This window comes from Pulveribacter suum (assembly GCF_003013695.1).
GTDB classification, from domain to species: Bacteria; Pseudomonadota; Gammaproteobacteria; order Burkholderiales; family Burkholderiaceae_C; genus Melaminivora; species Melaminivora suum.
The window spans coordinates 1552995-1577142 of the sequence record NZ_CP027792.1; the positions used below are offsets into that span (position 1 = coordinate 1552995).

Consider the following 24148-nt stretch of genomic DNA (forward strand, 5'->3'; position numbering starts at 1 on the left):
TCACAGGCGCCACAGCACTTGCGCGCCCCAGCCGGCGCAGGCCACCAGCCAGGCAGCGGTCAGCACGTGCAGCGTGACGCGGATGCCGGCGGGCTTGACGTAGTCCATCCAGACGTTGCGCACGCCCACCCAGGCGTGCCAGGCGATCGAGACGATGACCGCAAAAGTCATCACCTTCATCCACTGGCGGCTGAAGATGCCGGCCCACACGTCATAGCCGATCGGGCCGCGTGCGATGAGCACCTGCACCAGCAGCGCCAGCGTGAACAGGGTGATGATGACGGCGGTCGCGCGCTGCACGATCCAGTCGCGCACGCCATAGTGGGCGCCGACGACATTGCGCTTGGAGCCATAGGTCACAGCCATGGGGTTTCCTCGTTCTTTTGCAAAAAGGGGTTGCGGGCGGGCCGGTGGCCGCTTCAGTACAGGCCGAAGAGCTTGGCGCCCAGCACCAGCGTCAGGGCGATGCTCACGACCAGTGTGAACGCGGCCGACTGGCGGCCGAAGTCCTTGTTCACCGCGCTGTGGCTCACGTCCATCCACACGTGGCGCAGGCCGGCGATGAGGTGGTGCAGGTAGGCCCAGATGAGCGCCAGCGCCACCAGCTTGACCAGCCAGCCGGGAACGAAGCCGACGCCCGCGGCGAAGGCCGAGGTGAAGCGGCCGAACGAGATTTCCGAGGACACCGAGGTGTCGAACATCCAGATCACGAACGGCAGCAGGATGAACATGATCATGCCGCTGATGCGGTGCAGGATGGACACCAGCGCCGCCAGCGGCATGCGGTAGGTGCGCACGTCGTGGAAGATGTTGATGTTGCGAAATTCAGGACGCTTCTTGGCAAGCTCTGTCATGGCGGGTGCTTTCGTGGATGTAACTGCTTGGTAATCGGGCGCAGGCGGACAGCCCAAAATTCTATTGCAATGCCACCGCACCGGGCTGCGGCGACTGCGTACGCAATGTCGCAAATGCGGGTGGCTCAGCTCAACTCGTTGTGATAGTGGTGGGTATCGGTGCGATACAGGCCGCGCCGCAGCTCCATGGGCGCGTCGTTGTAGGTGTAGGCCAGCCGCTCCACGCTCAGCAGAGGGGTGGAGGTGTCCACCGCCAGCCACTGCGCCTGCGCTGGATCGGGCAGCACGGCGCGCAGCTTTTCTTCGGCGCGCACCATGCGCACGCCGAAGTCCAGCTCGAACATGGCGTAGGTCGGGCCCTGGTAGCCGGCCATCTGCCCGGCCGTCAGGCCCTTGAAGGCCTGGCCGGGCAGCCAGATGTCTTCCAGGATGGTCGGCACGCCGGCAAACGACAGCACGCGCCGCGCCTGCATCACCGCGTCGCCCGTGCGCAGCGCCAGGGCGCGCGCCACATCGGCGCTGGCGCGCACGCGCCGGCACTCCACGACGGTGCGCTCGGCCGGGGCCTCGCCGCGCACGTCGCCGTTGTCGGGCTGCAGCTTGAGGAAGCGGTATTGCACCTGCTGCTCAGCGTGGGTGGCTACGAAGGTGCCCTTGCCCTGGCGGCGCATGACCAGGTTCTCGGCGGCCAGCTCGTCGATGGCCTTGCGCACCGTGCCCTGGCTGACGCGAAAGCGCGCCGCCAGTTCGGTTTCGCTCGGAATGGCTTCGCCGGGCTTCCACTCGCCGTGCTGCAGGCTGTGCAGGATCAGGCCCTTGATCTGCTGGTACAGCGGGCTGAAGGCCGGCGTCAGGCTGGCGCCCGCGGCAGGGGCGCCATCGGCGGCGGAAGAAGGGGTGGAGGACATCGGTTGCGGCGGGGCGGGCTGTCGTCGCGAGGGGCAAAAGGAGGCTGGGAGCGTGTCGTGCGCCGCGGCGCAGGCAGGCAATCATAATCTTATATAAGACATAAGACAAATTGACCGAGCCCGGTTTTCGGCAGTAAAATCGCCCGCTGTTTGCGGGGCACGAGGCTGCTGGGGACCGGCGCTGGTGCTGCCTTGCACCACACCCATCCCTGTCTGACATCTGGAGTTTTCCCATGAGCAAGAAACCCGTCCGCGTTGCAGTTACCGGTGCAGCCGGCCAGATCGGTTACGCCCTGCTGTTCCGCATCGCTTCCGGCGAGATGCTCGGCAAGGACCAGCCCGTCATCCTGCAGCTGCTCGAGATTCCCGATGAAAAGGCCCAGAACGCGCTCAAGGGCGTGATCATGGAACTGGAAGACTGTGCCTTCCCGCTGCTGGCCGGCATCGAGGCCCACTCCGACCCCATGCAGGCCTTCAAGGACACCGACTACGCCCTGCTGGTGGGCGCCCGCCCGCGCGGCCCCGGCATGGAGCGCGCCGACCTGCTGGCCGCCAACGCCCAGATCTTCACGGCCCAGGGCAAGGCCCTGAACCAGGTTGCCTCGCGCAACGTCAAGGTGCTGGTGGTGGGCAACCCCGCTAACACCAACGCCTACATCGCCATGAAGTCGGCCCCCGACCTGCCGGCCAAGAACTTCACCGCCATGCTGCGCCTGGACCACAACCGCGCGGCTTCGCAGCTGGCCGCCAAGGCCGGCTTCAAGGTGGGCGACGTCCGCAAGCTGACGGTGTGGGGCAACCACTCGCCCACGATGTACGCCGACTACCGCTTCGCTACCGTGGACGGCAAGTCCGTGAAGGACATGATCGACGACCAGGCCTGGAACAAGGACGTGTTCCTGCCCACCGTGGGCAAACGCGGCGCTGCCATCATTGCCGCCCGCGGCCTGTCCTCGGCCGCCTCGGCCGCCAACGCCGCCATCGACCACATGCGCGACTGGGCCCTGGGCAGCCAGGGCGAGTGGGTGACCATGGGTGTGCCCTCCAACGGCGAATACGGCATTCCCAAGGGCATCGTCTTCGGCTTCCCCGTGACCACCGAGAACGGCGAGTACAAGATCGTCGACGGCCTGGAGATCGACGCCTTCTCGCAAGAGCGCATCGACGCCACGCTGGCCGAGCTGCAGGGCGAGCAGGACGGCGTCAAGCACCTGCTCTGAAATGAATAGCTGCTTGCGCAGGTGGAGTGCTGCTTTACAGGTGTTTTGCCTTGAAAAGGCCGCCCCGTCTGCGCCGGCAGCTCTTCTTTTTGTAGCATCTTTGGCCCCATGAACGCTGCCGCTTCCCATCCCCGCGACGTGCTGCTGGGCGCACAGGCCGCCGCGGGTGCGTTGCCGGTGTGCGACCACTACAGCGGCGTGGAGCCGCGCATGCGCAAGAGCCTGCAGCTGCAGCAGGAGATGGCACGCGAATTCGGCCACTGCGTGTTCGACGTGACGCTGGACTGCGAGGACGGCGCCCCCGTCGGCGCCGAGCGCCAGCACGCCGAACTCGTGGCCCGCCTGGCCCGCGAAGCCGCCCCCGGCGCCCGCGTGGCCGCGCGCGTGCACACCGTGGACCACCCGGCGTTCGCCGCCGACATCGACATCATTGCCGGCCAGGCCGGCGAGCGGCTGTGCCACGTCATGCTGCCCAAGGTGGAGTCGGTGGACGACGTGCTGCGCGCCGAGCAGGCGCTGCAGGCCGCCGGCGCGTCCGCTCTGCCGCTGCATGCGCTGATCGAGTCGCCCGCGGCCGTGCACCGCGCCTTCGAGATCGCCGCCCACCCGCGCATCCAGAGCCTGAGCTTTGGCCTGATGGACTTCGTCTCGGCGCACGGCGGGGCCATTCCTGCCGCCGGCATGTCCTCGCAGGGCCAGTTCGAGCACCCGCTGGTGGTGCGCGCCAAGCTGGAGATCGCCGCCGCCTGCCACGCCCACGGCAAGGTGCCCGCACACTGCGTGGTCACCGAGTTCAGCGACACGGCCGCCCTGCAGGCTGCCGCCGGCCGCGCCGCGCGCGAGTTCGGCTACACGCGCATGTGGAGCATCCACCCGGCGCAAATCCGACCCATCCTCGCGGCCTTTGCGCCGCAGCAGCAGGAGGTGGAGCGCGCCGCGCGCATCATTGCGGCCGCCGTGGCCGCCGACTGGGCCCCCATCTCGGCGGAGGGCGTACTGCACGACCGCGCCAGCTACCGCTACTTCTGGCAGGTGCTGGAGCGTGCCCACCATACCGGCCAGGCGCTGCCCGCCGCAGCCCGGGCCTGGTTCCAGGCGGCGGCGACAATGGCGTCCCCCCATTGATCCGCCGGATCGCCGCCCACCATCGTCTTGCCGCAGGAATCACCATGAAGACCCTGATCGCTTCCGCCCTCATCGTGCTGGCGCCCGCATGGGCCTGGTCGCAGACTGCCGCGCCCGCGAAGCCCGCAGCCGCCAAGGCCGAGGCCAAGAAGGCCAGCGCGCCCAAGGCGGCCGCCGCCAAGCCTGCGGCCAAGCCCGCTGCCAAGCCGGCCGCCGTGGCCAAGGCCACCCCGCCCAGCAGCCGCCAGCAGCTGCACAACGGCGCCAAGCAGGTCGCATCGGGCCTGGCCGCGGCCGAGGCCGCCCTCACGCCCGAGGAGCTGGCCATTGCCGAGCGCGTGCACACCGGCCGCATTGCCTGCGAGCTGGGCGCCTTCGTGAGCATCGAGGCCGATGGCCAGGCGCCAGGTCACTTCAACGTCGAAGGCAAGGGCTTCAAGTACCGCATGACGCCCGTGGCCACGTCCACCGGCGCGGTGCGCCTGGAGGACGTGCGCGCCGGCGCCGTGTGGCTGCAGATCGCCAACAAGTCCATGCTCATGAACCAAAAGCTCGGCCAGCGCCTGGCCGACGAGTGCATGAGCCCGCAGCAGTTCGACGTCGCCGAAGGCTTCAAGAAGAACCCGCCGCCCAGCCTGATCGACAAGCCCGAAGGCAGCCGCTGAGCGGCCTCCCGCCCCGACCCTGACCGGGCAGCCCCCCGGCCGGCGCGCCGCGTACAGCGGCGGCGTGCCAGCCTTGCCTGCGCCCGGACACCCCCGAACGAAAACCCTGTCCATCATCCCCCGGAGAACGAAGACATGTTGAAAGCCTACCGCGACCACGTGGCAGAGCGCGCCGCGCTCGGCATCCCCCCGCTGCCGCTGGACGCCAAGCAGACGGCCGAGCTGATCGAGCTGATCAAGAACCCGCAAAGCCCTGAAGTGCAGGGCGAGGACGCCTTCTTGCTCGACCTGCTCACGCACCGCGTGCCGCCGGGCGTGGACGACGCCGCCAAGGTCAAGGCCTCCTTCCTGGCCGCCGTGGCCCACGGCGACGTCCAGGTCGGCCTGGTCTCGCGCGCCAAGGCCACCGAGCTGCTGGGCACCATGGTGGGCGGCTACAACGTGCATCCGCTGATCGAGCTGCTGGAGGACGCGGAAGTCGCTGGCGTGGCCGCCGAGGCGCTGAAGAAGACGCTCCTGATGTTCGACTTCTTCAACGACGTGGCAGTCAAGGCCAAGGCCGGCAATGCCAAGGCCAAGGAAGTGATGCAGAGCTGGGCCGACGCCGAGTGGTTCACTTCGCGCCCCGAGGTCGAGAAGAAGATCACCGTCACCGTGTTCAAGGTGCCCGGTGAGACCAACACCGACGACCTGTCGCCCGCGCCCGACGCCTGGAGCCGCCCCGACATCCCGCTGCACTACCTGGCGATGCTTAAGAACACCCGCGAGGGCGCCGCCTTCCAGCCCGAGGAAGACGGCAAGCGCGGCCCCATGCAGTTCATCGAGGACCTGAAGGCCAAGGGCCACCTGGTGGCCTATGTGGGCGACGTGGTGGGCACCGGCTCCAGCCGCAAGTCGGCCACCAACAGCGTGATCTGGGCCACGGGCGCGGACATCCCCTTCGTGCCCAACAAGCGCTTTGGCGGCGTCACGCTCGGCGGCAAGATCGCTCCCATCTTCTTCAACACCCAGGAAGACTCGGGCGCGCTGCCCATCGAGGTCGATGTGTCCAAGATGGACATGGGCGACGTGGTGGACATCTATCCCTATGACGGCCGCATCGAGAAGAACGGCGAGAAGATTGCCGACTTCGCGCTCAAGAGCGACGTGCTGCTGGACGAGGTGCGCGCCGGCGGCCGCATCAACCTGATCATCGGCCGCTCGCTCACGGCCAAGGCCCGCGAGGCGCTGGGCCTGCCGGCATCGACCGCCTTCCGCCTGCCCCAGCCGCCCGCCGAGTCCAGGGCCGGCTTCACGCTGGCGCAGAAGATGGTCGGCCGCGCCGTCGGCCTGCCGCAAGGCCAGGGCGTGCGCCCCGGCACCTACTGCGAGCCGCGCATGACCACCGTGGGCAGCCAGGACACGACCGGCCCCATGACGCGCGACGAGCTCAAAGACCTGGCCTGCCTGGGCTTTTCGGCCGACATGGTGATGCAGTCCTTCTGCCACACCGCCGCCTACCCCAAGCCCGTGGACGTGAAGACGCACCGCGAGCTGCCCGCGTTCATCAGCAACCGCGGCGGCGTGGCCCTGCGCCCGGGCGATGGCGTGATCCACAGCTGGCTGAACCGCCTGCTGCTGCCCGACACCGTGGGCACCGGCGGCGACTCGCACACGCGCTTTCCCATCGGCATCAGCTTCCCCGCCGGCTCCGGCCTGGTGGCCTTCGGCGCCGCCACGGGCGTGATGCCGCTGGACATGCCCGAATCGGTGCTGGTGCGTTTCAAGGGCGAGATGCAGCCCGGCGTGACGCTGCGCGACCTGGTGCATGCCATTCCCCTGTACGCCATCAAGGCCGGCCTGCTGACGGTCGCCAAGGCCGGCAAGACGAACATCTTCTCGGGCAAGATCCTGGAGATCGAAGGCCTGCCCCAGCTCAAGGTGGAGCAAGCCTTCGAGCTGTCCGACGCCTCGGCCGAGCGCTCGGCCGCCGGCTGCACGATCAAGCTGGACAAGGAACCGGTCATCGAGTACCTGAAGTCCAACATCGTGCTCATGAAAAACATGATCGCCGAGGGCTACCAGGACGCGAAGACGCTGGCGCGCCGCATCGAAAAAGTGGAGCAGTGGCTGGCCGATCCGCAGCTGCTGGAAGCCGACAAGGACGCCGAGTACGCCGCCGTGATCGAGATCGACATGAGCGACATCACCGAGCCCATCGTCTGCTGCCCCAACGACCCGGATGACGCCAAGTTCCTGTCCGAAGTGGCCGGCACCAAGATCGACGAAGCCTTCATCGGCTCGTGCATGACCAACATCGGCCACTTCCGCGCAGCCGCCAAGCTGCTGGGCGGCCAGCGCGACATCCCCGTCAAGCTGTGGGTGGCCCCGCCCACCAAGATGGACGAGGCCGAGCTGATCAAGGAAGGCCACTACGCGGCGTTCGGCACCGCCGGCGCGCGCACCGAGATGCCCGGCTGCTCGCTGTGCATGGGCAACCAGGCGCAGGTGCGCGAAGGCGCGACGGTGATCTCCACCTCCACCCGCAACTTCCCCAATCGCCTGGGCAAGAACACCAACGTGTTCCTGGGCTCGGCCGAGCTGGCTGCCATCGCCTCGCGCCTGGGCCGGCTGCCCACCAAGGAGGAGTACCTGGCCGAGATGGGCGTGATCGATGCCGACAAGGACAGCGTCTATCGCTACATGAACTTCGACCAGATCGAGGAATACGCCGAAGTCGCCAGGGGAGCGCCGGCCGCCGCCGCTGTGTGACGGGCCTGGACCTGGGGCTGGTGGCGCTGTACGCCACGTCCGTGGTGTCGCTGCTCGTGACACCCGGACCGGTGACGCTGCTGGTGCTGCGCGCCGGCCTGGCGGGCGGGATGCGGCATGCGTTCCTGACGATCTGTGGCAGCAACGCCGCCTCGCTGATCCTGATCGGTATCTCGGCCCTGTTGATCAAGGGGCTGCTGGTCGTGGACGAGCGTGTCTTCGCGCTGGTGCGCCTGCTGGGCTGCCTCTACATCGCCTGGATCGCCCTTGCCATGGTGCGCGACGCGCGCGGCGCGGCGCCCGCGGGAGCCACGGCGCAGACGCCTGCGCGTGCAGGCTTCGTGCGCGGCTTCACGCTGGCGATCTCCAATCCGAAGGACATCGTGTTCTTCGCCTCCTTCCTGCCGCAGTTCATCGCCGTGCTGCCCACGCCGGACCAGAGCATCGGGCTGCTGACCGGGCTGTGGATCGTGCTGGACTTCGCCACGCTGGGCCTGCTGGCCTTTGCGGTGCGCCGCGTGGTCAGCCCGGCGCGTGAGCGCCGGCTGCTGCTGGCGTCGGCCGTACTGCTGCTGTTGATCGGCCTGGGCGGCTTCGGGCACGCCGCCTACGAGCTGCTGGCAGGGGGCTGAAGCAGCCCCTTTTTGCACCCGGCGCGGCGCGCCGGGTTGGCTGCGCTGCGCTGCGCGGCGATGCCACGGAGGGCCCTCCACCACCCGAGCCTCGATCTGAGCCATTTGGCCAGCGGCTGCCCGGCTTCTGGGGTGGATGACGCCAGCGCCGGCCCGGGCGAGGCCTGCGGCCCGTGAATGCCCCGTCGAGGGTTTTACCTAGCTACGTTCGCGCCCCCTGTCTCAAGAATGCAACGGCTACCCACCGATTGCGACCAACGACAAGGAGAAGCGTGCGATGAAGCTTGAGCTCAAGGTCAACGGACAGGCCGTCAGCGTGGACGTGCCGCCCAACATGCTGCTGGTGCAGCTGCTGCGCGAGCAGCTTCGCCTGACGGGTACGCACGTGGGCTGCGACACCGCCCAGTGCGGCGCCTGCACCGTGCTGGCCGATGGTCGCGCCATCAAGTCGTGCAATGCGCTGGCGCTGCAGATGCAGGGCGCCGAGATCACCACCATCGAGGGCCTGGCGCAGCCCGACGGCACGCTGCACCCGGTGCAGGCTGCCTTCAAGGAGTGCCACGGCCTGCAGTGCGGCTTTTGCACGCCCGGCATGGTCATGAGCACGGTGGACCTGCTGGCGCGCCACCCGCAGGCCGGCGAGGCCGAGATCCGCGAGCAGCTGGACGGCAACCTGTGCCGCTGCACGGGCTACCAGAACATCGTGCGCGCCGTGCAGACGGCGCAGCAGCAGCCAACCATCGCCGCCTGAAAACGCGCGCCACCAGGAGACACACATGGGTGCCAGCGACTTTGCCAAGCTGCCGCATATCGGCGAACCCTTGAAGCGCAAGGAAGACGCGCGCTTTCTGACCGGCGTGGGCAACTACACCGACGACATCCAGCAGCCGCACCAGAAGGTGGCGGTGTTCGTGCGCTCGCCGCATGCGCACGCCGCCATCCGCAGCGTGGACACCGCCGCAGCAGCCGTCATGCCGGGCGTGGCGCGCATCTTCACGGGCCGCGACCTGGAGGGGAAGATGGGCGGGCTGCCCTGCGGCTGGCTGATCAGCAACCCCGATGGCTCGCCCATGAAGGAGCCCCTGCACCCGGTGCTGGCCATCGACAAGGTGCGCTACGTGGGCGACCACGTCGCCATGGTGGTGGCCGACACGCTGCAGCAGGCCAAGGACGCCGCCGAGGCGGTAGAGGTGGACTACGACGTGCTGGCCCCCGTCATCGACATGCGCCGCGCCAAGGACGGCCCCGCGCTGCACGCGGAGGCCCCCGACAACCACTGCTACCAGTGGACGCTGGGCGACAAGGCCGCGGTGGACGCAGTCTTTGCCGGCGCCGCGCACGTGACCAAGATCGACCTGGTCAACAACCGGCTGATCCCCAACGCCATCGAGCCGCGCGCCGCCAACGCCAGCTACAACCGCGCCAGCGACGAGTACGTGCTCTACACCACCAGCCAGAACCCGCACGTGGCGCGCCTCTTGATGACCGCCTTCGTGCTGCAGCTGCCCGAGCACAAGGTGCGCGTCATCGCGCCGGACGTGGGCGGCGGCTTCGGCTCCAAGATCTTTCTGTACGCCGAAGAGGTGGCGCTGACCTGGGCGACGCGCCAGCTGGGCTGCCCCGTGCGCTGGACGGCCGAGCGCAGCGAGGCGTTCCTGTCCGACGCCCACGGGCGCGACCACATCACCCACGCCGAGATGGCGATGGACGCGGACGGCAAGTTCCTGGCCATGCGCGTGCACACCGACGCCAACCTGGGCGCCTACCTGTCCACCTTCGCCTCGGCCGTGCCCACCATCCTGTACGGCACGCTGCTGGCGGGGCAGTACACGGCGGCGCAGATCTACGTCGAGGTCGATGGCTGGTTCACCAGCACGGCGCCGGTCGATGCCTACCGCGGCGCCGGCCGGCCCGAGGCGACCTACGTGGTCGAGCGCCTGGTCACCCGCTGTGCCTGGGAGCTGGGCCTGTCGCAGGACGAGATCCGCAGGCGCAACTTCATCACCGAGTTTCCCTACCAGACGCCGGTAGCGCTGCAATACGACATCGGCGACTACCACGCCTGCATGGACCAGGCCCAGCAGCTGGGCGACGTGGCCGGCTTCGAGGCGCGCAGGAAGGCCAGCGAGGCCAAGGGGTTCAAGCGCGGCATCGGCTACAGCAGCTACATCGAGGCCTGCGGCCTGGCGCCGTCCAATATCGCCGGCGCGCTGGGAGCACGCGCCGGCCTGTTCGAGGCCGGCGAGGTGCGCGTGCACCCCACGGGCAGCGTGACGGTGTTCACCGGCTCGCACAGCCACGGCCAAGGGCATGAGACAACCTTTGCCCAGCTGGTGGCCGCCCGCCTGGGGCTGGACCCGTCGCAGGTGGACATCGTGCACGGCGATACCGGCCGCGTGCCGTTTGGCATGGGCACGTACGGCAGCCGCTCGCTGTCGGTGGGCGGTACGGCCATCATGAAGGCGCTGGACAAGATCGAGGCCAAGGCCAAGAAAATCGCCGCGCACCTGATGGAGGCAAGCGACGCCGACATCGAGTTCGCCAACGGCGAATTCACCGTCAAGGGCACCGACAAGAAAGTGCCCTTCGCACAGGTGTCGCTGGCCGCTTACGTGCCGCACAACTACCCGCTGGACAAGCTGGAGCCCGGCCTGAACGAGACCGCCTTCTACGACCCCACCAACTTCACCTACCCCGCAGGCACCTACATCTGCGAGGTCGAGGTGGAGCCGCAGACCGGCGTGGTGCGCGTGGACCGCTTCACCGCCGTGGATGATTTCGGCGTCATCGTCAACCCGATGATCGTCGAGGGCCAGGTGCATGGCGGGCTGGCGCAGGGCATCGGCCAGGCGCTGCTGGAGCACGGCGTGTACGACGTGGAAAGTGGCCAGCTGCTCACCGGCAGCTACATGGACTATCAGATGCCGCGCGCGGCGGACTTCCCGCAGTTCACGCTGGGCCACGTGTGCACGCCCTGCACGCACAACCCCATCGGCGCCAAAGGCTGCGGCGAGGCCGGGGCCATCGGCTCGCCGCCGGCCGTCATGAACGCCGTGCTGGACGCCCTCAAGGACCTGGGCGTGACAGACCTGGACATGCCCGCCACGCCGCACCGCGTGTGGCAGGCCATCCAGGCCGCCAGGGCCTGACCGACCGAACGGGAGAACGCACAGATGTACGACTTCACCTATGAACGCCCGACCAGCCGCGACGCGGCGCAAAGCCTGGCGCGCGCCGGCGGGCAGTTGCTGGCCGGCGGCCAGACCCTGCTGCCCTCGATGCGCCTGCGCCTGGCGGCGCCGGGCCAGGTCATCGACCTGGCCGGTGTGGCCGACCTGGCCGGCATCCGCCGCGAGGGCGATGCCCTGGCCATCGGCGCCATGACGCGCCACCACCAGGTGGCCGAGAGCAGCGAAGTGCAAGGGGCCATCCCCGCCCTGGCGCAGCTGGCCGCCTGCATCGGCGACCGCCAGGTGCGTGCGCGCGGCACGCTGGGCGGCTCGGTGGCCAACAACGACCCTGCGGCCGACTACCCCGCCGCCGTGCTGGGCTTGGGCGCCACGGTGCACACCACGCAGCGGCAGATCGCGGCCGACGACTTCTTCCAGGGCCTGTTCGCCACGGCGCTGGACGAGGGCGAGCTGATCACCGCCATCCATTTCCCCATCCCGCGGCGCGCGGCATACGTGAAATTCCGCCAGCCCGCCTCGCGCTTCGCGCTGGTCGGCGTGTTCGTGGCGCAGCTGGCGGACGGCAGCGTGCGCGTGGCCGTCACGGGCGGGGGCAACGGCGTGTTCCGCCATACGGCGATGGAGCAGGCCCTGGCCGCCAGCTTCACGCCGCAGGCCATCGCCAGCGTGCCCGCCGACGAGTCCCGCATGTCTGGCGACCTGCACGGCAGCGCCGCCTACCGCGCCCACCTGGCGGGCGTGATGGCCCAGCGCGCGGTGGCCCAGGCAGCCGCTTGAGGCTGGGCCCGCGCGCCGCCCGCCCCGGGCGGCGCGCGGGCCATTTGAGATTTTGAGTCTTTTTGGCCTCCAGCGCCCATCCCACAAGCGCAAGCAGCTCCTCATTTGATAGCGTATCCTGCCATGTCCACCGCTTCCTCAGCCGGCTCGACCGACACTACCGGCGCCACCGACTCCATCGACGGGCTGCTGGCGGCGCTGCAGGGCGTGGGCTACTTTGCCGACCGGCGCCTGGCCACGGCGGTGTACTTGGCGCTGCGCCTGGGCCGGCCGCTGCTGCTGGAGGGCGAGCCCGGCGTGGGCAAGACCGAGCTGGCCAAGGCGCTGGCGGCGGTGCTGGGCCGCGAGCTGCTGCGCCTGCAGTGCTTTGACGGCCTGGAGCAGCGCGAGGCCCTGTACGAGTGGAACTACACGGCCCAGCTGCTGCACCTGCGCGCCGCCGAGGGCACGGCCCCCACCGATGCGCTGGAGCAGGAGCTGTACCAGCCCCGCTACCTGGTGCGCCGCCCGCTGCTGCAGGCGCTGCAGGCACCCGCGCCCGGCGCCGTGCTGCTGATCGACGAGGTGGACCGCGCCGACGAGCCCTTCGAGGCCTTTTTGCTCGAATACCTGGGCGAGTACCAGGTCAGCATCCCCGAGCTGGGCACGGTGCGCGCCGCCACGCCGCCCGTCACGCTGCTGACCAGCAACCGCACGCGCGACCTGAGCGAGGCCACGCGCCGGCGCTGCCTGTACCACTGGCTGGACTACCCGGACCGCGAGCGCGAGCTGGCCATCGTGCGGGCGCTGGTGCCGCAGGCGCCCGAGGCGCTCAGCGAGCAGGTCACCGCCTTCGTGCAGCAGCTGCGCACCGGCCCGCAGGGCGCGTACTTTCAGCGCGCGCCGGGCATCGCCGAGACGCTGGAATGGGCGCGCGCCCTGGTGGCGCTGGACACGCTGGTGCTGGACCCGGAAATCGTCGTGGACACTGCCGGCATCCTGTTCAAGCAGCGGGGCGACCTGGCCGCGCTGGGCCCGGCCCTGGCCGCGCAGGTGCTGCAGGCCGCAGCCCAGGCGGCCTGAGCGCCCAGGCAAGCACGCATGCTGACGCCTGAGCCCAGCCACCCTGTGCCCCAGCTGGGCGACGCCCGCCGCGGCAAGCTGGCCGCCAATCTGGGCGCCTTCGGCCGCGCGCTGCGCCGCGCCGGCGTGCCGGTGGACGCCGCCCGCATGGCCCTGGCGCAGCAGGCCCTGGCCCTCACGGGCCTGGCGCGGCGGGACGACGTGGCCGCGGCGCTGGAGGCGGTGCTGGTCAGCCGCGAGCAGGACCGCGGCGTGTTCCGCGAGCTGTTCGGCGCCTTCTTTCGCGACCCGCAGCTGGCGCACAAGCTGCTGGCCCAGATGCTGCCGCGCGCCGATGGCCGGGCCGCGCCGCCGCCCGAGCGAGCGCGCGTGCGCGAGGCCCTGGCCCCGCCCCGGGCGCAGGCCGCGGCGGCGCCGCCCCAGGCCATGGACCTGGACGCCGCCATGAGCGCCAGCGCCCTGGCACGGCTGAAGGCGGCCGACTTCAACCAGCTCAGCGCCAGCGAATACCAGCTGGTCGAGCGCCTGGTGCGGGACATCGCCCTGCCGCTGCCCACCGTGGCCGCGCGCCGCATGCGCACGGGCAGCCGCGGTGCGCGCGTGCACTGGCCGCGCAGCCTGCATGCTGCCGGGCGCAGCGGCGGCGAGCTGCTGGCCCTGGTGCGGCGCCAGCGCCGGCGCGAACCGCTGCCGCTGCTGCTGCTGGTGGACGTGTCGGGCTCCATGGAGCGCTATGCGCGGCTGCTGCTGGCGTTCTTCCACGCCGCCACGCGGCAAGTCAGCGTGGGCGGGCGCCGGGCGCGGCTGCGCCGCGACGTGTTTGCCTTCGGCACCCATTTGACCGACCTGACCCCCGCTTTCGCCCAGGCCGACACCGATGCCATGCTGGCCCAGGCCGGCCGCAGCATTCGCGACTACGCTGGCGGCACGCGCCTGGGCGACAGCCTGGCCGAGCTGCGCACCCGGCATGCGCGGCGCCTGGTGGGCCGGCGCACGCTGGTGCTGGTCGTCAGCGACGGGCTGGACACGGGCGAGCCCGGGGCGCTGGTGCAGGAGCTCGCCTGGCTCAAGCGCCACGCGCGCCGTATCCTGTGGCTCAACCCGCTGCTGCGCTTTGATGGCTACGCGCCGCTGGCGCAGGGCGCGCAGGCGCTGCACCGGGCGGCCGACGGCATGCTGGCCGTGCACAACGTCACGCGGCTGGAGCAACTGGCCCGGGCCATCGCCGCGCTCGTCAGATAGACCCGGAAGACAAGGAGACCACCATGGACATGCAGGGCACACGCCAGCTCCCCGTCACGCAGCAGCAGGCCTGGGACGCGCTGAACGATCCGCAGGTGCTCAAGGCCTGCATCCCCGGCTGCGAGAGCATCGAAGCCACGGGCGAGGGTGCCTATGCGCTGGTCAACGCCATCAAGGTCGGCCCGGTGGCCGCGCGCTTCAAGGGCGCCATCGAGCTGGCCGACATGCAGCCGCCCAGCAGCTACACCCTGCGCTTCGAGGGCAACGGCGGCGCGGCGGGCTTCGGCAAGGGCAGCGCCCAGGTGTCGCTGGCGCCTGAAGGGCCTGAAGGCGAGGGCTGCGAGCTGGCCTATACCGTGCACGCCATCGTGGGCGGCAAGATCGCCCAGGTCGGGCAGCGACTGATCGACGGCTTGGCCAAGTCCATGGCCGAGAGTTTTTTCAAGCGCTTCGAGGAAGAAATGCAGCGCCGCCACGGCCCGGCCGAGGACGAGGCGCAGGCCGAGCAGCCCGGCACCTTGAAAAAGATGTGGGGCACGCTGACCGGCGGCGGCAAGGAGGGCGGGGCGCAGGACGGCGAATCCGCCGCGTCCTGAACGCCTGAAGGAAGGGAAGGAAAAGTCACGCCATGGAAAACCTCGACGTCACCGTGCTGCGCGCGCTGCGCGACTGGCGCCTGGCCGGGCGGGGCGCGCTGCTGGCCACCGTCGTGCGCACATGGGGGTCGTCGCCCCGGCCGGTGGGCTCCATCATGGCGCTGGGCGCGGACGGGGCGGTGGTGGGCTCGGTTTCGGGCGGCTGCATCGAGGACGACCTGATCGCCCGCTACACCCAACCGCTGGCCGCCGACGCGCTGCCCCGCGGCAGCCACGCGCCGCGCCTGGTCAAGTACGGCGTCAGCGCCGACGAGGCGCATCGCTTCGGCCTGCCCTGCGGCGGCACGCTGGAGCTGCTGCTGGAGTTCGACCCCGACGCTGGCGCGCTGCAGCAGCTGGTGCAGGCCCTGGACGGCGGCCGGCTGGTGCACCGGCGCGTGCGCCTGGCAAACGGCCACGTGCAGCTGCAGCCGGCCGACGCGCCGGCCGAGCTGGCCGTGGACGCCGAGCAGCTGGTCAACACCTTCGGCCCCGAGTACCGCCTGCTCATCATCGGCGCCGGCCAGATGAGCGAGTACCTGGCCACCATGGCGCTGTTTTGCGGCTTCGCCGTCACTGTCTGCGACCCGCGCGAGGAATACCGCGCAAGCTTTGCCGTGCCCGGCGCGCGGCTGCTGGCCACCATGCCCGACGACACCGTGGCCGCCATGCAGCCGGACGCGCGCACCTGCATCGTCGCCCTCACGCACGACCCCAAGCTGGACGACATGGCGCTGCTGCAGGCGCTGCAGACGCCGGCCTTCTACATCGGCGCCATCGGCAGCCGGCGCAACAACGCGGCGCGGCGCCAGCGCATGATCGACCACCTGGAGCAGACCGAGGACAGCCTGGCGCGCCTGCGCGGCCCGGTGGGCATCTACATCGGCAGCAAGACGCCGCCCGAGATCGCGGTGAGCATCATGGCCGAGGTGCTGGCCGTGAAGAACGGCGTGGCGCTGCCGCCGGGGGTGGACGTGGCGCACGTCAAGGACAGCCAGGCCCTGGCGGCGGCCGGCTCGTCGTGCATCGTGGGCTGATGGCCGCAGACCGCACGGGCGGCCCCTGGGGCGCCGTGGTCATGGCCGCGGGTGCGGGGCGGCGCATGGGCGGCGTGCCGAAGGCGCTGCTGCGCCGGGAGGGCGAGCCGCTGCTGCTGCGCCAGATCCGGCTGCTGCACGAGTGCGGCGTGGCGCACGTCGCCGTGGCCCTGGGGCACCACGCGCCGCGCCTGGCCCCTGTGCTGGCCCAGGCCCAGGCCGGGCGCTTGCCCGGCAGCGCGCGGCTGCACTGGGCCGTCAACCCCGAGCCGGACGCCGGCCCCGGCGGCTCGCTGCGCTGCGGACTGGCGCTGCTGCCGCAGCCGCTTGCCGGCGTGCTGGTCGTGCTGGGCGACCAGCCGCTGCTGCAATTGCAGGACGTGCGCGCCGTGATGCAGGCCTGGCAGGCGCGTGGCGCGGGCATTGAACTGGTCGTGCCGGTGCACGCCGGCCAGCCCGGCCATCCCCTGGCGCTGGGCCAGGCCGTGCGCACGGCCGTAATGCAGGCGCCGGCCGGGCAGGGCGTGCGCGAGTGGCGCCGCGCACATGCCGGCCAGGTGCAGCTGCTGGACTGCGGGCACATCCGCTGCACGGCGGACGTTGACACCCCCGGCGACGTCGAGCGCCTGCAGCGCGAGCACGGCGTGCAGCTGCACTGGTAGCCGCTGCGGCGGCGGCGCCTCAGCCGTGCTCGGCCAGCAGATCCTGCAGGGCCTTGACCTGCTGGCGCAGGCGTTCGTTTTCCTGCTCCAGCTCGGCCATGCGGGCCTGCAGCGCCGCGGCGTCGGCGGGCGCGGGGGCTGCGGCCTCGGCGGCTTCGTCGCCGCCTTCCGCCTGCGACCGGGGCTTTTTCTTGGATTCGCGCACGCGGCGCGCGGCCTGCTTGAGCTCCTGCGCGCCGCCGGCGGCAGCGGCCTTTTGCTCGTCCTGCGGCAGGCTGGCGACCACGGCGGCGGTGTTCAGCGACAGCTCGCCCGACTTGACGGCGGCCACCACCTCGGGCGTGGCGCTGTGGTGGATGGCCTCGATCATCTTCACCTGCGCGGCCGTCAGCCGGGCCGCGCGGGCCAGGGCCTCGCGCGTGTCCAGGGCGTCGTCGGGCACGCGCGGCACGGCGGCCAGGGCGCGCACCACGGCCGGGTCGGCCTCACCCTCCCAGGGCGCTTCTTCATCGGCGGGCTGGGCCTTGGCGGCGACCACCGCGGCGGCCGCAGCCGCGCGCCGGCTGGCGATGATCTCGCGCTTGCGCAGCGCCAGCACGCCGCGCTGGAACTCGGACACGCTGCGCCGGCCCAGGTGCTGGTCGATCATCCACAGGTGCACGTCCTCCATGTTCTGAAAGCGCGTGTTCTGCACCGTCTGAAAGGGCAGGCCGTGGCGGGTGCACAGGCGATAGCGGTTGTGGCCGTCCACCAGGACGTTGCCCCACAGCACCAGCGCGTCGCGGCAGCCTTCGGCCAGCAGGCTGCGCTCCAGCGCCTCCTCTTCGTCGGGGGTCAGGGGATCGATATAGGCCTGCAGCTCGGGCAGGACGACGATGTCTTCGGGGGCAGTGGGAGGCGTCATGGGCAGAAAAAAAGGCAGGCAGCGGGCGGGTGGCCGGGCCGCTGCCGGGGCAAGCGGGAGAGAACCGTGCATTGTCCCGCCTCAACGCCAGGCCTGCTGGGGGGCGGTGCTTACCCTGATGGAAGGGGCGTTGGTTTTACATTCCAATACAGTTTTCCGCACGGTCGTACTTTTTTGGGTGGGGCAGGAACATGAAGCACATCAGCGTGACGCAGAAGCTGTGGCTGGGCGTGGGCGGCATCGTGCTGGGCGCGGTGGTCATCGTGGCGCTGGCGGGGCTGAACTCCGCGCGCCACCAGAAGACGCACGAGGAGCGCGACCGGCTGCTGTCGCAGCGCCTGGAGCAGGCCACTCGCTGGAGCGCGCTGTCGCAGGTCAACGCGGTGCGCACCGAGGCCCTGGTGCTGGGCGAGGACGCGCAGGACGAGGCCGGCTTTGCCGAGCAGATCGCCCGCACCTCTGGCGAGATCGACACGCTGGCCCAGTCCCTGCGCGCCACGGCGCAGGACGACGAGGACCGCCGCCGCCTGCAGGCGCTGGAGGGCCTGCGCCAGGTCATGCGGGCCCAGCGCGCCCAGGCCGTGGCGCTGAAAGGGCAGGGCCAGACGAACTCGGCGCGCCAGCTGCTGCGCACGCAGTACCGCCAGGCAGCTGCCAGCTATCTGGCCGACCTGCAGGCCCTGGGCCGGCACCAGGCCGAGGGGCTGGCGCAGATGCGCGCGCAGATGGGTGCGGCGCGCCAGGGCGTGGTGCGCGGGGCGGCGCTGAACATGGCGTTGTTGCTGCTGGCGGTGTCGGTGGGCGCGTGGCTGCTGATCAGCGGCATCCGCCGCTCGCTGGTGCAGGCCAATGCCGTGGCCGGGCAGATCGCCGCCGGCAACCTGGCTGTGCAGGTGGGCGCGCCGCGCATGGACGAGTTCGGCCGGCTGCTGTGCTCGCTGCAGGGCATGAGCGGCTCGCTGGGCGCCATGATCGGCGAGGTGCGCGACAGCGGCGACGCCATCGCCCTGGCCAGCGCCGAGATCGCCAGCGGCAACCAGGACCTGTCGGAGCGCACCGAGCAGACCTCCAGCCACCTGCAGCAGGCCTCCAGCGCCATGCAGCAGCTCACCCGGACCTTGCAGACCACCGCCCAGGGCGCGCAGCAGGCGGCGGGCCTGGCGCAGCGGGCCTGCGCCGTGGCCCAGCGCGGCGGGCAGGAGGTGGGCGAGGTGGTGTCCACCATGAACGACATCCACGCCCGCAGCCAGAAGATCGCCGACATCACCGGGGTGATCGACTCCATCGCCTTCCAGACCAACATCCTGGCGCTGAATGCCGCGGTGGAGGCCGCCCGCGCCGGCGACTCCGGCCGGGGCTTTGCCGTGGTGGCCGCCGAGGTGCGCCAGCTCGCCCAGCGCAGCGCCCAGGCGGCGCGGGAGATCAAGCAGCTGATTCAGGATTCGGTGGACCGGGCCGCCGACGGCGCCCGCCTGGTGCACAACGCCGGCGGCACCATGGCCGAGGTGGTGCGTGCCATCAGCGACGCCAGCAGCGTCATGGGCGACATCAACACCAGCGTGGCCGAGCAGCGCGACAGCATGGCGCAGGTCAACGACGCCGTGAGCGCCCTGGAGCGCATGACGCTGCAAAACGCCGCCCTGGTGGAGCAAAGCGCCGCCGCCGCGCACAGCATGCACCAGCAGTCCGAGCAGCTGCAGGCGCTGGTGCAGCGCTTTCACGTAGCGCAGGGGGCGGCCCCGGCGGGCGCCGCGCTGCAGCCGGCGCCGGCCATCGCTGCGCCGCGGCGGCGCCTGCTAGAGCTGGCCTGACGGGTTTTAGGTGTTTTCGGGCTCTAGCCCAATGGGGACAAGCGCCAGCAGCTATCAAACTTGCAGCAAGCGGGCGATCAGCGCGCCCTCTACCGGCCCCTGCATGGGAATGCGCACGCGCACCGGGCTGCCCTGGGCGACCTGCACCGGCTCGCCTTCCAGGTTGAACATCTGCTCCAGCCGGATCTGCCGGTTGCCGCTGGGGTGGATGACCTCCAGCGTGTCGCCGACCGAGAAGCGGTTTTTCGTCTCCACCTCGGCCATGCCCTCCGCAAAGCCGCGCACTTCCCCCACGAAATGGGCCCGGTGCAGCACGCTGTTGCCGGTCTCGTAGTTCTGGTAGTCGTTGGCCGGGCGGCGCTCCAGCAGGCCGCCGGTGTAGCCCCGGTTGGCCAGGCCTTCCAGGTCGGTGATGAGCGCCGGATTGAACGGCCGGCCGGCCACCGCGTCATCGATGGCGCGGCGATAGACCTGGGCGGTGCGGGCCACGTAGTACAGGCTCTTGGTGCGGCCCTCGATCTTGAGCGAATCGACGCCGATCCTGACCAGCCGCTCCACGTGCTCCACGGCGCGCAGGTCCTTGCTGTTCATGATGTAGGTGCCGTGCTCGTCCTCCATGATGGGCATGTGCTCGCCGGGGCGGCCCATCTCTTCGAGCAGATAGACCTGGTCCGCCTTGGGGTGGCGCTGGCCGCTGCCGCAAGTGCTGGTGAACTGGCTGTCGGCCTCCTCGCGCGCCTGGGCAAAGTCGAAACCCTTGTCCATGCCGCTGGCCAGAGCCTCGCCGGTGTTGGGGTCCACCTGCGCGTCGTGGGTCTTGTATTCCCAGCGGCAGGCGTTGGTGCAGGTGCCCTGGTTGGGGTCGCGGCGGTTGAAGTAGCCGCTCAGCAGGCACCGGCCCGAGTAGGCGATGCACAGCGCGCCGTGCACGAACACCTCCAGCTCCATGTCCGGGCATTCCTGGCGGATCTTCTCGATCTCGTCGAGCGACAGCTCGCGCGACAGGATGATGCGCGACACGCCCATCTTCTGCCAGAACTTCACCGTCGCCCAGTTGGTGGTGTTGGCCTGCACCGAAAGGTGCACCTCGGTCTCGGGCCACTTCTCCTTGACCATCATGATCAGGCCCGGGTCGGCCATGATGAAGGCGTCGGGTTGGCAGGCGATGACCGGCTCGATGTCGCGCAGGTAGGTGCGCACCTTGTCGTTGTGCGCGATCAGGTTGCTGGTGACGAAGAACTTCTTGCCGCGCGCGTGCGCCTCGGCAATGCCCTGGGCGATCTGCTCCAGGCGGAATTCGTTGTTGCGTGCGCGCAAGCTGTAGCGCGGCTGGCCGGCATAGACGGCGTCGGCGCCGAAGTCATACGCCGCGCGCATCTTGTCCAGCGAGCCGGCGGGCAGCAGCAGTTCGGGGCTTTTCAGGGTCATGGGGCGCGATTTTCGTCGAAGCGCCAGGGCGGGCGCGCGGCGCGGTTAATTCCCCACGGCCTTTGTTGCTACAAAAACAATAGCTGCCAGCGCTTGACTCATAAGCGTCAAAGGCTGATTTGGCAGCTAAACCCGCCGCTTGTCCAGCTTGCGCGTGAGGGTGCGCCGGTGCATCCCCAAGCGCCGCGCGGCCTCGGAGATGTTGAAGCCGGTCTCGGCCAGCACCTCGTGGATGCGCTCCCACTCCAGCGTCTTGATGGAGCTGGTGCGGTTGGTGAGCTCCACCTCGGTGTCGCCTTCGGTGCGGGCGAAGGCGGCCTCGATGTCGTCGGTGTTGGAGGGTTTGGCCAGGTACTGGCAGGCGCCCAGCTTGATGGCCTCGACGGCGGTGGCGATGCTGGCAAAGCCGGTGAGCACGACGATCAGCATGTCGGGCCAGGCCGCATGCAGGGCCTGCACGCAGGCCAGGCCCGTGGCCTCGCCGCGCAGCTTCAAATCCACCACCGCGTGGCTGGGCGAGTGCTCGGCCAGCAGTTGCTGCACCTCGGCCAGGCTGGCGGCGTGCAGCACGCGCCAGCCGCGCCGCTCGAACGAGCGCGCCAGGGTGCGCGCGAAGGCTTCGTCGTCCTCCACGATCAGCAGCAGGCGGTCCTCAGGGGTGTCCATGGGCGGATTATCTAGAGCGCAACGGCGGCCAGCGGCAGCGTGATGGTGACGCGGGCGCCGCCGCCGGGCAGGTTGCCGGCCTGCAGCCGCCCGCCCAGGGTGCGCGCCACCTGCATCGCCAGGAACAGGCCCAGGCCGCTGCCGGCGCGGCCCTTGCTGGAGTGGTAGGGCTTGCCCAGCTGGCGCAGGATGTCGGGGGCAAAGCCGGGGCCGCGGTCGGTCACGGTGATGCACAGCGTCTGGCCGCCCTCGCCGCAGGACTCGGCCGCCAGGCCCACCCAGTCGGGTGAGGCCTCGCGGGCATTGTCCAGCACGCTGAACACCATTTGCTCCAGCGTCGCGTCGGCCACCATGGCGCGGTCGGGCGCGAAGCGGTTGTCGTAGAAGAAGTCGGGCATGGAGCGGGTGGCACGCCACTCGGCCACCAGCGAGTCGAGAAAGCGCCAGACGGTGGTCTGCGCCGAGGCCTCGCCGCGCGCTTCGCCGGCCGACAGCAAGATGCCGCTGACGATGGCCTTGCAGCGCTGCACCTGGGTCTGCATTTCCGCCACGTCCTGCTGCAGCTGGGCGTCGCGCGCCAGCTGCGGGTCGTGCTGCCAGTCGCCCAGGATGACGGCCAGGGTGGACAGCGGCGTGCCCAGCTCGTGCGCCGCGCCGGAGGCCAGCAGGCCCATGCGCACGACGTGGTCCTCTTCGGCCGCGCGCTGGCGGATGGCGGCCAGGCGCGCGTCGCGCTGGCGCAGGTTGCGCCCGATGCGGCTCATGAAGACGGCGACCAGCGCCGCGTTCAGCACAAAGCACGCCAGCAGGCCCAGCACATAGGGGCTGGCCAGGCCGCGCGAGAAGTCGATGGACAGCGGCAGCGGCAGGTGAAAGCGCGTCAGCAGCGCCACGCACAGCGTGGTCACGGCCACCAGCGTCCACACGTGCCGGCTGCGCAGCAGCGCCGCGCCCAGGGTGACCTGCAGCAGGTACAGGAAGATGAAGGGGTTGCCCGCGCCGCCGCTCAGGTACAGCTGCACGGTGAGCACCGCCACGTCCACCAGCAGGGCCAGCAGCAGCTCCACCGGCCGCACGCGCAGGCCCAGGCGCCAGCGCAGCCAGCTCGCGCCGTTGTAGGCCGCCAGGCAGGCGACGACCAGCAGCATCTCGGCCAGCGGCAGCCGCAGCGCCAGGCTGTAGTGCGCCACCTCGATGGTGAAGACCTGGCCGATCACGGCGAACCAGCGCAGCTGGATCAGCTGCTGCAGGTTCTTCAGGCCCGCGGCCGCGTCGGCCGAGCGAGCCTTGTGCGCGGGGGCGGCGGTGGCAGGTGGGGCGGGGTGTTCGCTCATCGGTGGTGGCGAGCGCGCAGGCGAAGCTCGTAGCGTGCCACGAGGACGGCCGCGCCCAGCACCATGGCCGCCAAACCCCACCAGGTGAAGACATACACCAGGTGGCTGTTGTGGAACTGCACCACGGTCAGGCCCGGGCGCGGCCAGGGGCCGTCGCCGGCGGCGGCGGGCTGCGCGGCGGCGCGCAGGTCGGGAATGCCGGCGTCGATGAAGAAGGGCGCGGCATCGGCCAGCCCCTGCGCCTGGGCGATGCCGGCCACGTCGCGCGAATGCCAGCGGCCCTCGGCGGGCGCGTTGCGGCGCAGAAAGCCGCCGCCGGGCTCGCTCATGCGCAGCAGGCCGGTGACCTGGGCGGGGGCGCCTTCGCCTTGCTGGGCCAGCGGGTCGCGTGCCGGCCACTGGGCGCGCAGCGTGTCGGGAATGAAGCCGCGGTTGACCAGCACCTGGCCGCCGTCCGCCAGCGCCAGGGGCGTCAGCACCCACCAGCCGGCGCCCAGCTCGGTGGTGGCCTGGGTCAGCACGGTCTTGGCCGCCAGCCAGCGGCCCTGCACCTGCACGGGCAGGTATTCGTGGTCGGTGGCGTTGGCCTGCGGCCACTGGCCGCGCGGGGGCAGGGTGGCGGGGGCGGCGTGCAGGCGCTGCTGCACCCGCTCGATCAGCGCCAGCTTCCAGACGCGACGCTCGGCCTGCCACCCGCCCAGCGCGGCGAACAGGGCGAACAGGCCGGCCCCGGCCAGCGCCAGCAGGGCCAGCGCGAAGGCGGAGCGCGGCCTGCCGGCGGGCGCGCTGGAGGGCGGTTCGGTCAAGGCGTGGCGGTGTGGCCGTGCGGGGCCGCGGGCTGCATGGCCATCGGGTTGGCGTGGTCCGGCATCATGTGGGCGTTCATGTGGAACATGACCCACAGCGTGCCGGCGATGGTCACGCCCACGAAGATCACGGCGAAGATGGTGGACAGCAGCGTCCAGCCGCCCTGGACCTTGCCGTTCATGTGCAGGAAATACACCATGTGCACGACGATCTGCACGGCCGCCAGCACGCCCAGCACCACCACCAGCGTGGCGCGGTTCTGGATGACGCCGGCCATGACCAGCCAGAAGGGGATCACCGTCAGGATGACGGCCAGCACGAAGCCGCGGACGTAGTCGGACATGCTGACGTGCAGGTCGTCGCCGTCGTGGTGCCCGTCGTGGTGCTCGCCATGAGGCGTGTCGTGGGCAGGATGAAGTTGTTGTGCGCGCATGATG

The 24148-nt window shown here is 70.5% G+C and carries 23 protein-coding genes; 14 read left to right on the forward strand and 9 right to left on the reverse strand.

Features of this window, described 5'->3' with window-relative positions; genetic code table 11:
• The 3 genes from sdhD to C7H73_RS07160 all read right to left on the reverse strand — a co-directional run bounded on the left by sdhD (nt 1) and on the right by C7H73_RS07160 (nt 1762).
• A complete protein-coding gene (sdhD, locus tag C7H73_RS07150; protein WP_106846015.1) occupies nt 1-366 on the reverse strand; it encodes a succinate dehydrogenase, hydrophobic membrane anchor protein in 366 nt (121 codons plus the stop codon).
• Nucleotides 367-419: 53 nt separating this feature from the next.
• Nucleotides 420-854, reverse strand: a complete 435-nt coding sequence (gene sdhC / locus C7H73_RS07155) for a succinate dehydrogenase, cytochrome b556 subunit (RefSeq protein ID WP_106846016.1) — start codon at nt 852-854, stop codon at nt 420-422.
• Nucleotides 855-979: 125 nt separating this feature from the next.
• Nucleotides 980-1762 (reverse strand): GntR family transcriptional regulator, encoded by a 783-nt coding sequence (locus C7H73_RS07160; RefSeq protein WP_106846017.1) that lies wholly within the window; start codon nt 1760-1762, stop codon nt 980-982.
• 233 nt (nt 1763-1995) lie between these two features.
• Here C7H73_RS07160 and C7H73_RS07165 point away from each other — a divergent pair, with 233 nt between their 5' ends.
• The 13 genes from C7H73_RS07165 to C7H73_RS07225 all read left to right on the forward strand — a co-directional run bounded on the left by C7H73_RS07165 (nt 1996) and on the right by C7H73_RS07225 (nt 16761).
• A complete protein-coding gene (locus C7H73_RS07165; protein WP_106846018.1) occupies nt 1996-2982 on the forward strand; it encodes a malate dehydrogenase in 987 nt (328 codons plus the stop codon).
• Nucleotides 2983-3090: 108 nt separating this feature from the next.
• The gene (locus C7H73_RS07170) at nt 3091-4107 is read left to right on the forward strand and encodes an HpcH/HpaI aldolase/citrate lyase family protein (RefSeq protein WP_106846019.1); all 1017 of its coding nucleotides are present in this window, start codon (nt 3091-3093) and stop codon (nt 4105-4107) included.
• A gap of 44 nt (nt 4108-4151) precedes the next feature.
• Nucleotides 4152-4772, forward strand: a complete 621-nt coding sequence (locus tag C7H73_RS07175) for a hypothetical protein (RefSeq protein ID WP_106846020.1) — start codon at nt 4152-4154, stop codon at nt 4770-4772.
• A 135-nt stretch (nt 4773-4907) separates the two neighbouring features.
• The gene (acnB, locus tag C7H73_RS07180; protein ID WP_106846021.1) at nt 4908-7523 is read left to right on the forward strand and encodes a bifunctional aconitate hydratase 2/2-methylisocitrate dehydratase; all 2616 of its coding nucleotides are present in this window, start codon (nt 4908-4910) and stop codon (nt 7521-7523) included.
• Entirely contained in the window at nt 7520-8155 is a 636-nt protein-coding gene (locus C7H73_RS07185; RefSeq protein ID WP_157948327.1) for a LysE family translocator, read from the forward strand. Before acnB ends, C7H73_RS07185 begins: the two co-directional genes overlap by 4 nt.
• Nucleotides 8156-8432: 277 nt before the next feature.
• Nucleotides 8433-8906 (forward strand): (2Fe-2S)-binding protein, encoded by a 474-nt coding sequence (locus C7H73_RS07190; RefSeq protein ID WP_106846023.1) that lies wholly within the window; start codon nt 8433-8435, stop codon nt 8904-8906.
• 25 nt (nt 8907-8931) lie between these two features.
• Entirely contained in the window at nt 8932-11304 is a 2373-nt protein-coding gene (locus tag C7H73_RS07195) for a xanthine dehydrogenase family protein molybdopterin-binding subunit (protein ID WP_106846024.1), read from the forward strand.
• 24 nt (nt 11305-11328) lie between these two features.
• A complete protein-coding gene (locus tag C7H73_RS07200; RefSeq protein WP_106846025.1) occupies nt 11329-12123 on the forward strand; it encodes an FAD binding domain-containing protein in 795 nt (264 codons plus the stop codon).
• Between the two features lie 123 nt (nt 12124-12246).
• Entirely contained in the window at nt 12247-13185 is a 939-nt protein-coding gene (locus tag C7H73_RS07205; protein WP_106846026.1) for an AAA family ATPase, read from the forward strand.
• Nucleotides 13186-13203: 18 nt separating this feature from the next.
• Entirely contained in the window at nt 13204-14427 is a 1224-nt protein-coding gene (locus C7H73_RS07210) for a vWA domain-containing protein (RefSeq protein ID WP_106846027.1), read from the forward strand.
• A gap of 23 nt (nt 14428-14450) precedes the next feature.
• A complete protein-coding gene (locus C7H73_RS07215; protein ID WP_106846028.1) occupies nt 14451-15023 on the forward strand; it encodes a CoxG family protein in 573 nt (190 codons plus the stop codon).
• A gap of 32 nt (nt 15024-15055) precedes the next feature.
• Nucleotides 15056-16099, forward strand: coding sequence for an XdhC family protein (locus tag C7H73_RS07220; protein ID WP_106846029.1), 1044 nt, complete (start codon nt 15056-15058; stop codon nt 16097-16099).
• The gene (locus tag C7H73_RS07225; RefSeq protein WP_106846030.1) at nt 16099-16761 is read left to right on the forward strand and encodes a nucleotidyltransferase family protein; all 663 of its coding nucleotides are present in this window, start codon (nt 16099-16101) and stop codon (nt 16759-16761) included. Before C7H73_RS07220 ends, C7H73_RS07225 begins: the two co-directional genes overlap by 1 nt.
• A 19-nt stretch (nt 16762-16780) precedes the next feature.
• Here the strand turns inward: C7H73_RS07225 and C7H73_RS07230 are convergent, their stop codons facing one another.
• On the reverse strand, nt 16781-17665 hold the full coding sequence (locus C7H73_RS07230) for a ParB N-terminal domain-containing protein (protein ID WP_106846031.1): 885 nt from the start codon (nt 17663-17665) through the stop codon (nt 16781-16783).
• Nucleotides 17666-17856: 191 nt separating this feature from the next.
• On the opposite strand from C7H73_RS07230, the gene C7H73_RS07235 reads away from it, so the two are divergent.
• A complete protein-coding gene (locus C7H73_RS07235; RefSeq protein ID WP_106846032.1) occupies nt 17857-19476 on the forward strand; it encodes a methyl-accepting chemotaxis protein in 1620 nt (539 codons plus the stop codon).
• Between the two features lie 54 nt (nt 19477-19530).
• Here the strand turns inward: C7H73_RS07235 and trhP are convergent, their stop codons facing one another.
• From trhP to cyoD, 5 genes are all read right to left on the reverse strand, one after another.
• Entirely contained in the window at nt 19531-20904 is a 1374-nt protein-coding gene (gene trhP / locus C7H73_RS07240; protein ID WP_106846033.1) for a prephenate-dependent tRNA uridine(34) hydroxylase TrhP, read from the reverse strand.
• A gap of 126 nt (nt 20905-21030) precedes the next feature.
• Nucleotides 21031-21570 (reverse strand): response regulator transcription factor, encoded by a 540-nt coding sequence (locus tag C7H73_RS07245; protein ID WP_106846034.1) that lies wholly within the window; start codon nt 21568-21570, stop codon nt 21031-21033.
• 11 nt (nt 21571-21581) lie between these two features.
• Nucleotides 21582-22904 carry an ATP-binding protein gene (locus tag C7H73_RS07250; protein ID WP_106846035.1) on the reverse strand — a complete coding sequence of 441 codons (1323 nt, stop codon included), beginning with the start codon at nt 22902-22904 and terminating at the stop codon, nt 21582-21584.
• Nucleotides 22901-23710: an SURF1 family protein gene (locus C7H73_RS07255; protein ID WP_227001434.1), complete on the reverse strand. Its 810-nt coding sequence runs from the start codon at nt 23708-23710 to the stop codon at nt 22901-22903. Before C7H73_RS07255 ends, C7H73_RS07250 begins: the two co-directional genes overlap by 4 nt.
• Nucleotides 23707-24144 carry a cytochrome o ubiquinol oxidase subunit IV gene (gene cyoD / locus C7H73_RS07260; protein ID WP_106846036.1) on the reverse strand — a complete coding sequence of 146 codons (438 nt, stop codon included), beginning with the start codon at nt 24142-24144 and terminating at the stop codon, nt 23707-23709. Before cyoD ends, C7H73_RS07255 begins: the two co-directional genes overlap by 4 nt.
• Nucleotides 24145-24148 lie beyond the last annotated feature (4 nt).

Bases quoted from the DNA above. Each gene is read 5' to 3' on its own strand.
- sdhD (WP_106846015.1), bottom strand. From the start codon at position 366: ATGGCTGTGACCTATGGCTCCAAGCGCAATGTCGTCGGCGCCCACTAT.
- sdhC (WP_106846016.1), bottom strand. From the start codon at position 854: ATGACAGAGCTTGCCAAGAAGCGTCCTGAATTTCGCAACATCAACATC.
- C7H73_RS07160 (WP_106846017.1), bottom strand. From the start codon at position 1,762: ATGTCCTCCACCCCTTCTTCCGCCGCCGATGGCGCCCCTGCCGCGGGC.
- C7H73_RS07165 (WP_106846018.1), top strand. From the start codon at position 1,996: ATGAGCAAGAAACCCGTCCGCGTTGCAGTTACCGGTGCAGCCGGCCAG.
- C7H73_RS07170 (WP_106846019.1), top strand. From the start codon at position 3,091: ATGAACGCTGCCGCTTCCCATCCCCGCGACGTGCTGCTGGGCGCACAG.
- C7H73_RS07175 (WP_106846020.1), top strand. From the start codon at position 4,152: ATGAAGACCCTGATCGCTTCCGCCCTCATCGTGCTGGCGCCCGCATGG.
- acnB (WP_106846021.1), top strand. From the start codon at position 4,908: ATGTTGAAAGCCTACCGCGACCACGTGGCAGAGCGCGCCGCGCTCGGC.
- C7H73_RS07190 (WP_106846023.1), top strand. From the start codon at position 8,433: ATGAAGCTTGAGCTCAAGGTCAACGGACAGGCCGTCAGCGTGGACGTG.
- C7H73_RS07195 (WP_106846024.1), top strand. From the start codon at position 8,932: ATGGGTGCCAGCGACTTTGCCAAGCTGCCGCATATCGGCGAACCCTTG.
- C7H73_RS07200 (WP_106846025.1), top strand. From the start codon at position 11,329: ATGTACGACTTCACCTATGAACGCCCGACCAGCCGCGACGCGGCGCAA.
- C7H73_RS07205 (WP_106846026.1), top strand. From the start codon at position 12,247: ATGTCCACCGCTTCCTCAGCCGGCTCGACCGACACTACCGGCGCCACC.
- C7H73_RS07210 (WP_106846027.1), top strand. From the start codon at position 13,204: ATGCTGACGCCTGAGCCCAGCCACCCTGTGCCCCAGCTGGGCGACGCC.
- C7H73_RS07215 (WP_106846028.1), top strand. From the start codon at position 14,451: ATGGACATGCAGGGCACACGCCAGCTCCCCGTCACGCAGCAGCAGGCC.
- C7H73_RS07220 (WP_106846029.1), top strand. From the start codon at position 15,056: ATGGAAAACCTCGACGTCACCGTGCTGCGCGCGCTGCGCGACTGGCGC.
- C7H73_RS07225 (WP_106846030.1), top strand. From the start codon at position 16,099: ATGGCCGCAGACCGCACGGGCGGCCCCTGGGGCGCCGTGGTCATGGCC.
- C7H73_RS07230 (WP_106846031.1), bottom strand. From the start codon at position 17,665: ATGACGCCTCCCACTGCCCCCGAAGACATCGTCGTCCTGCCCGAGCTG.
- C7H73_RS07235 (WP_106846032.1), top strand. From the start codon at position 17,857: ATGAAGCACATCAGCGTGACGCAGAAGCTGTGGCTGGGCGTGGGCGGC.
- trhP (WP_106846033.1), bottom strand. From the start codon at position 20,904: ATGACCCTGAAAAGCCCCGAACTGCTGCTGCCCGCCGGCTCGCTGGAC.
- C7H73_RS07245 (WP_106846034.1), bottom strand. From the start codon at position 21,570: ATGGACACCCCTGAGGACCGCCTGCTGCTGATCGTGGAGGACGACGAA.
- C7H73_RS07250 (WP_106846035.1), bottom strand. From the start codon at position 22,904: ATGAGCGAACACCCCGCCCCACCTGCCACCGCCGCCCCCGCGCACAAG.
- cyoD (WP_106846036.1), bottom strand. From the start codon at position 24,144: ATGCGCGCACAACAACTTCATCCTGCCCACGACACGCCTCATGGCGAG.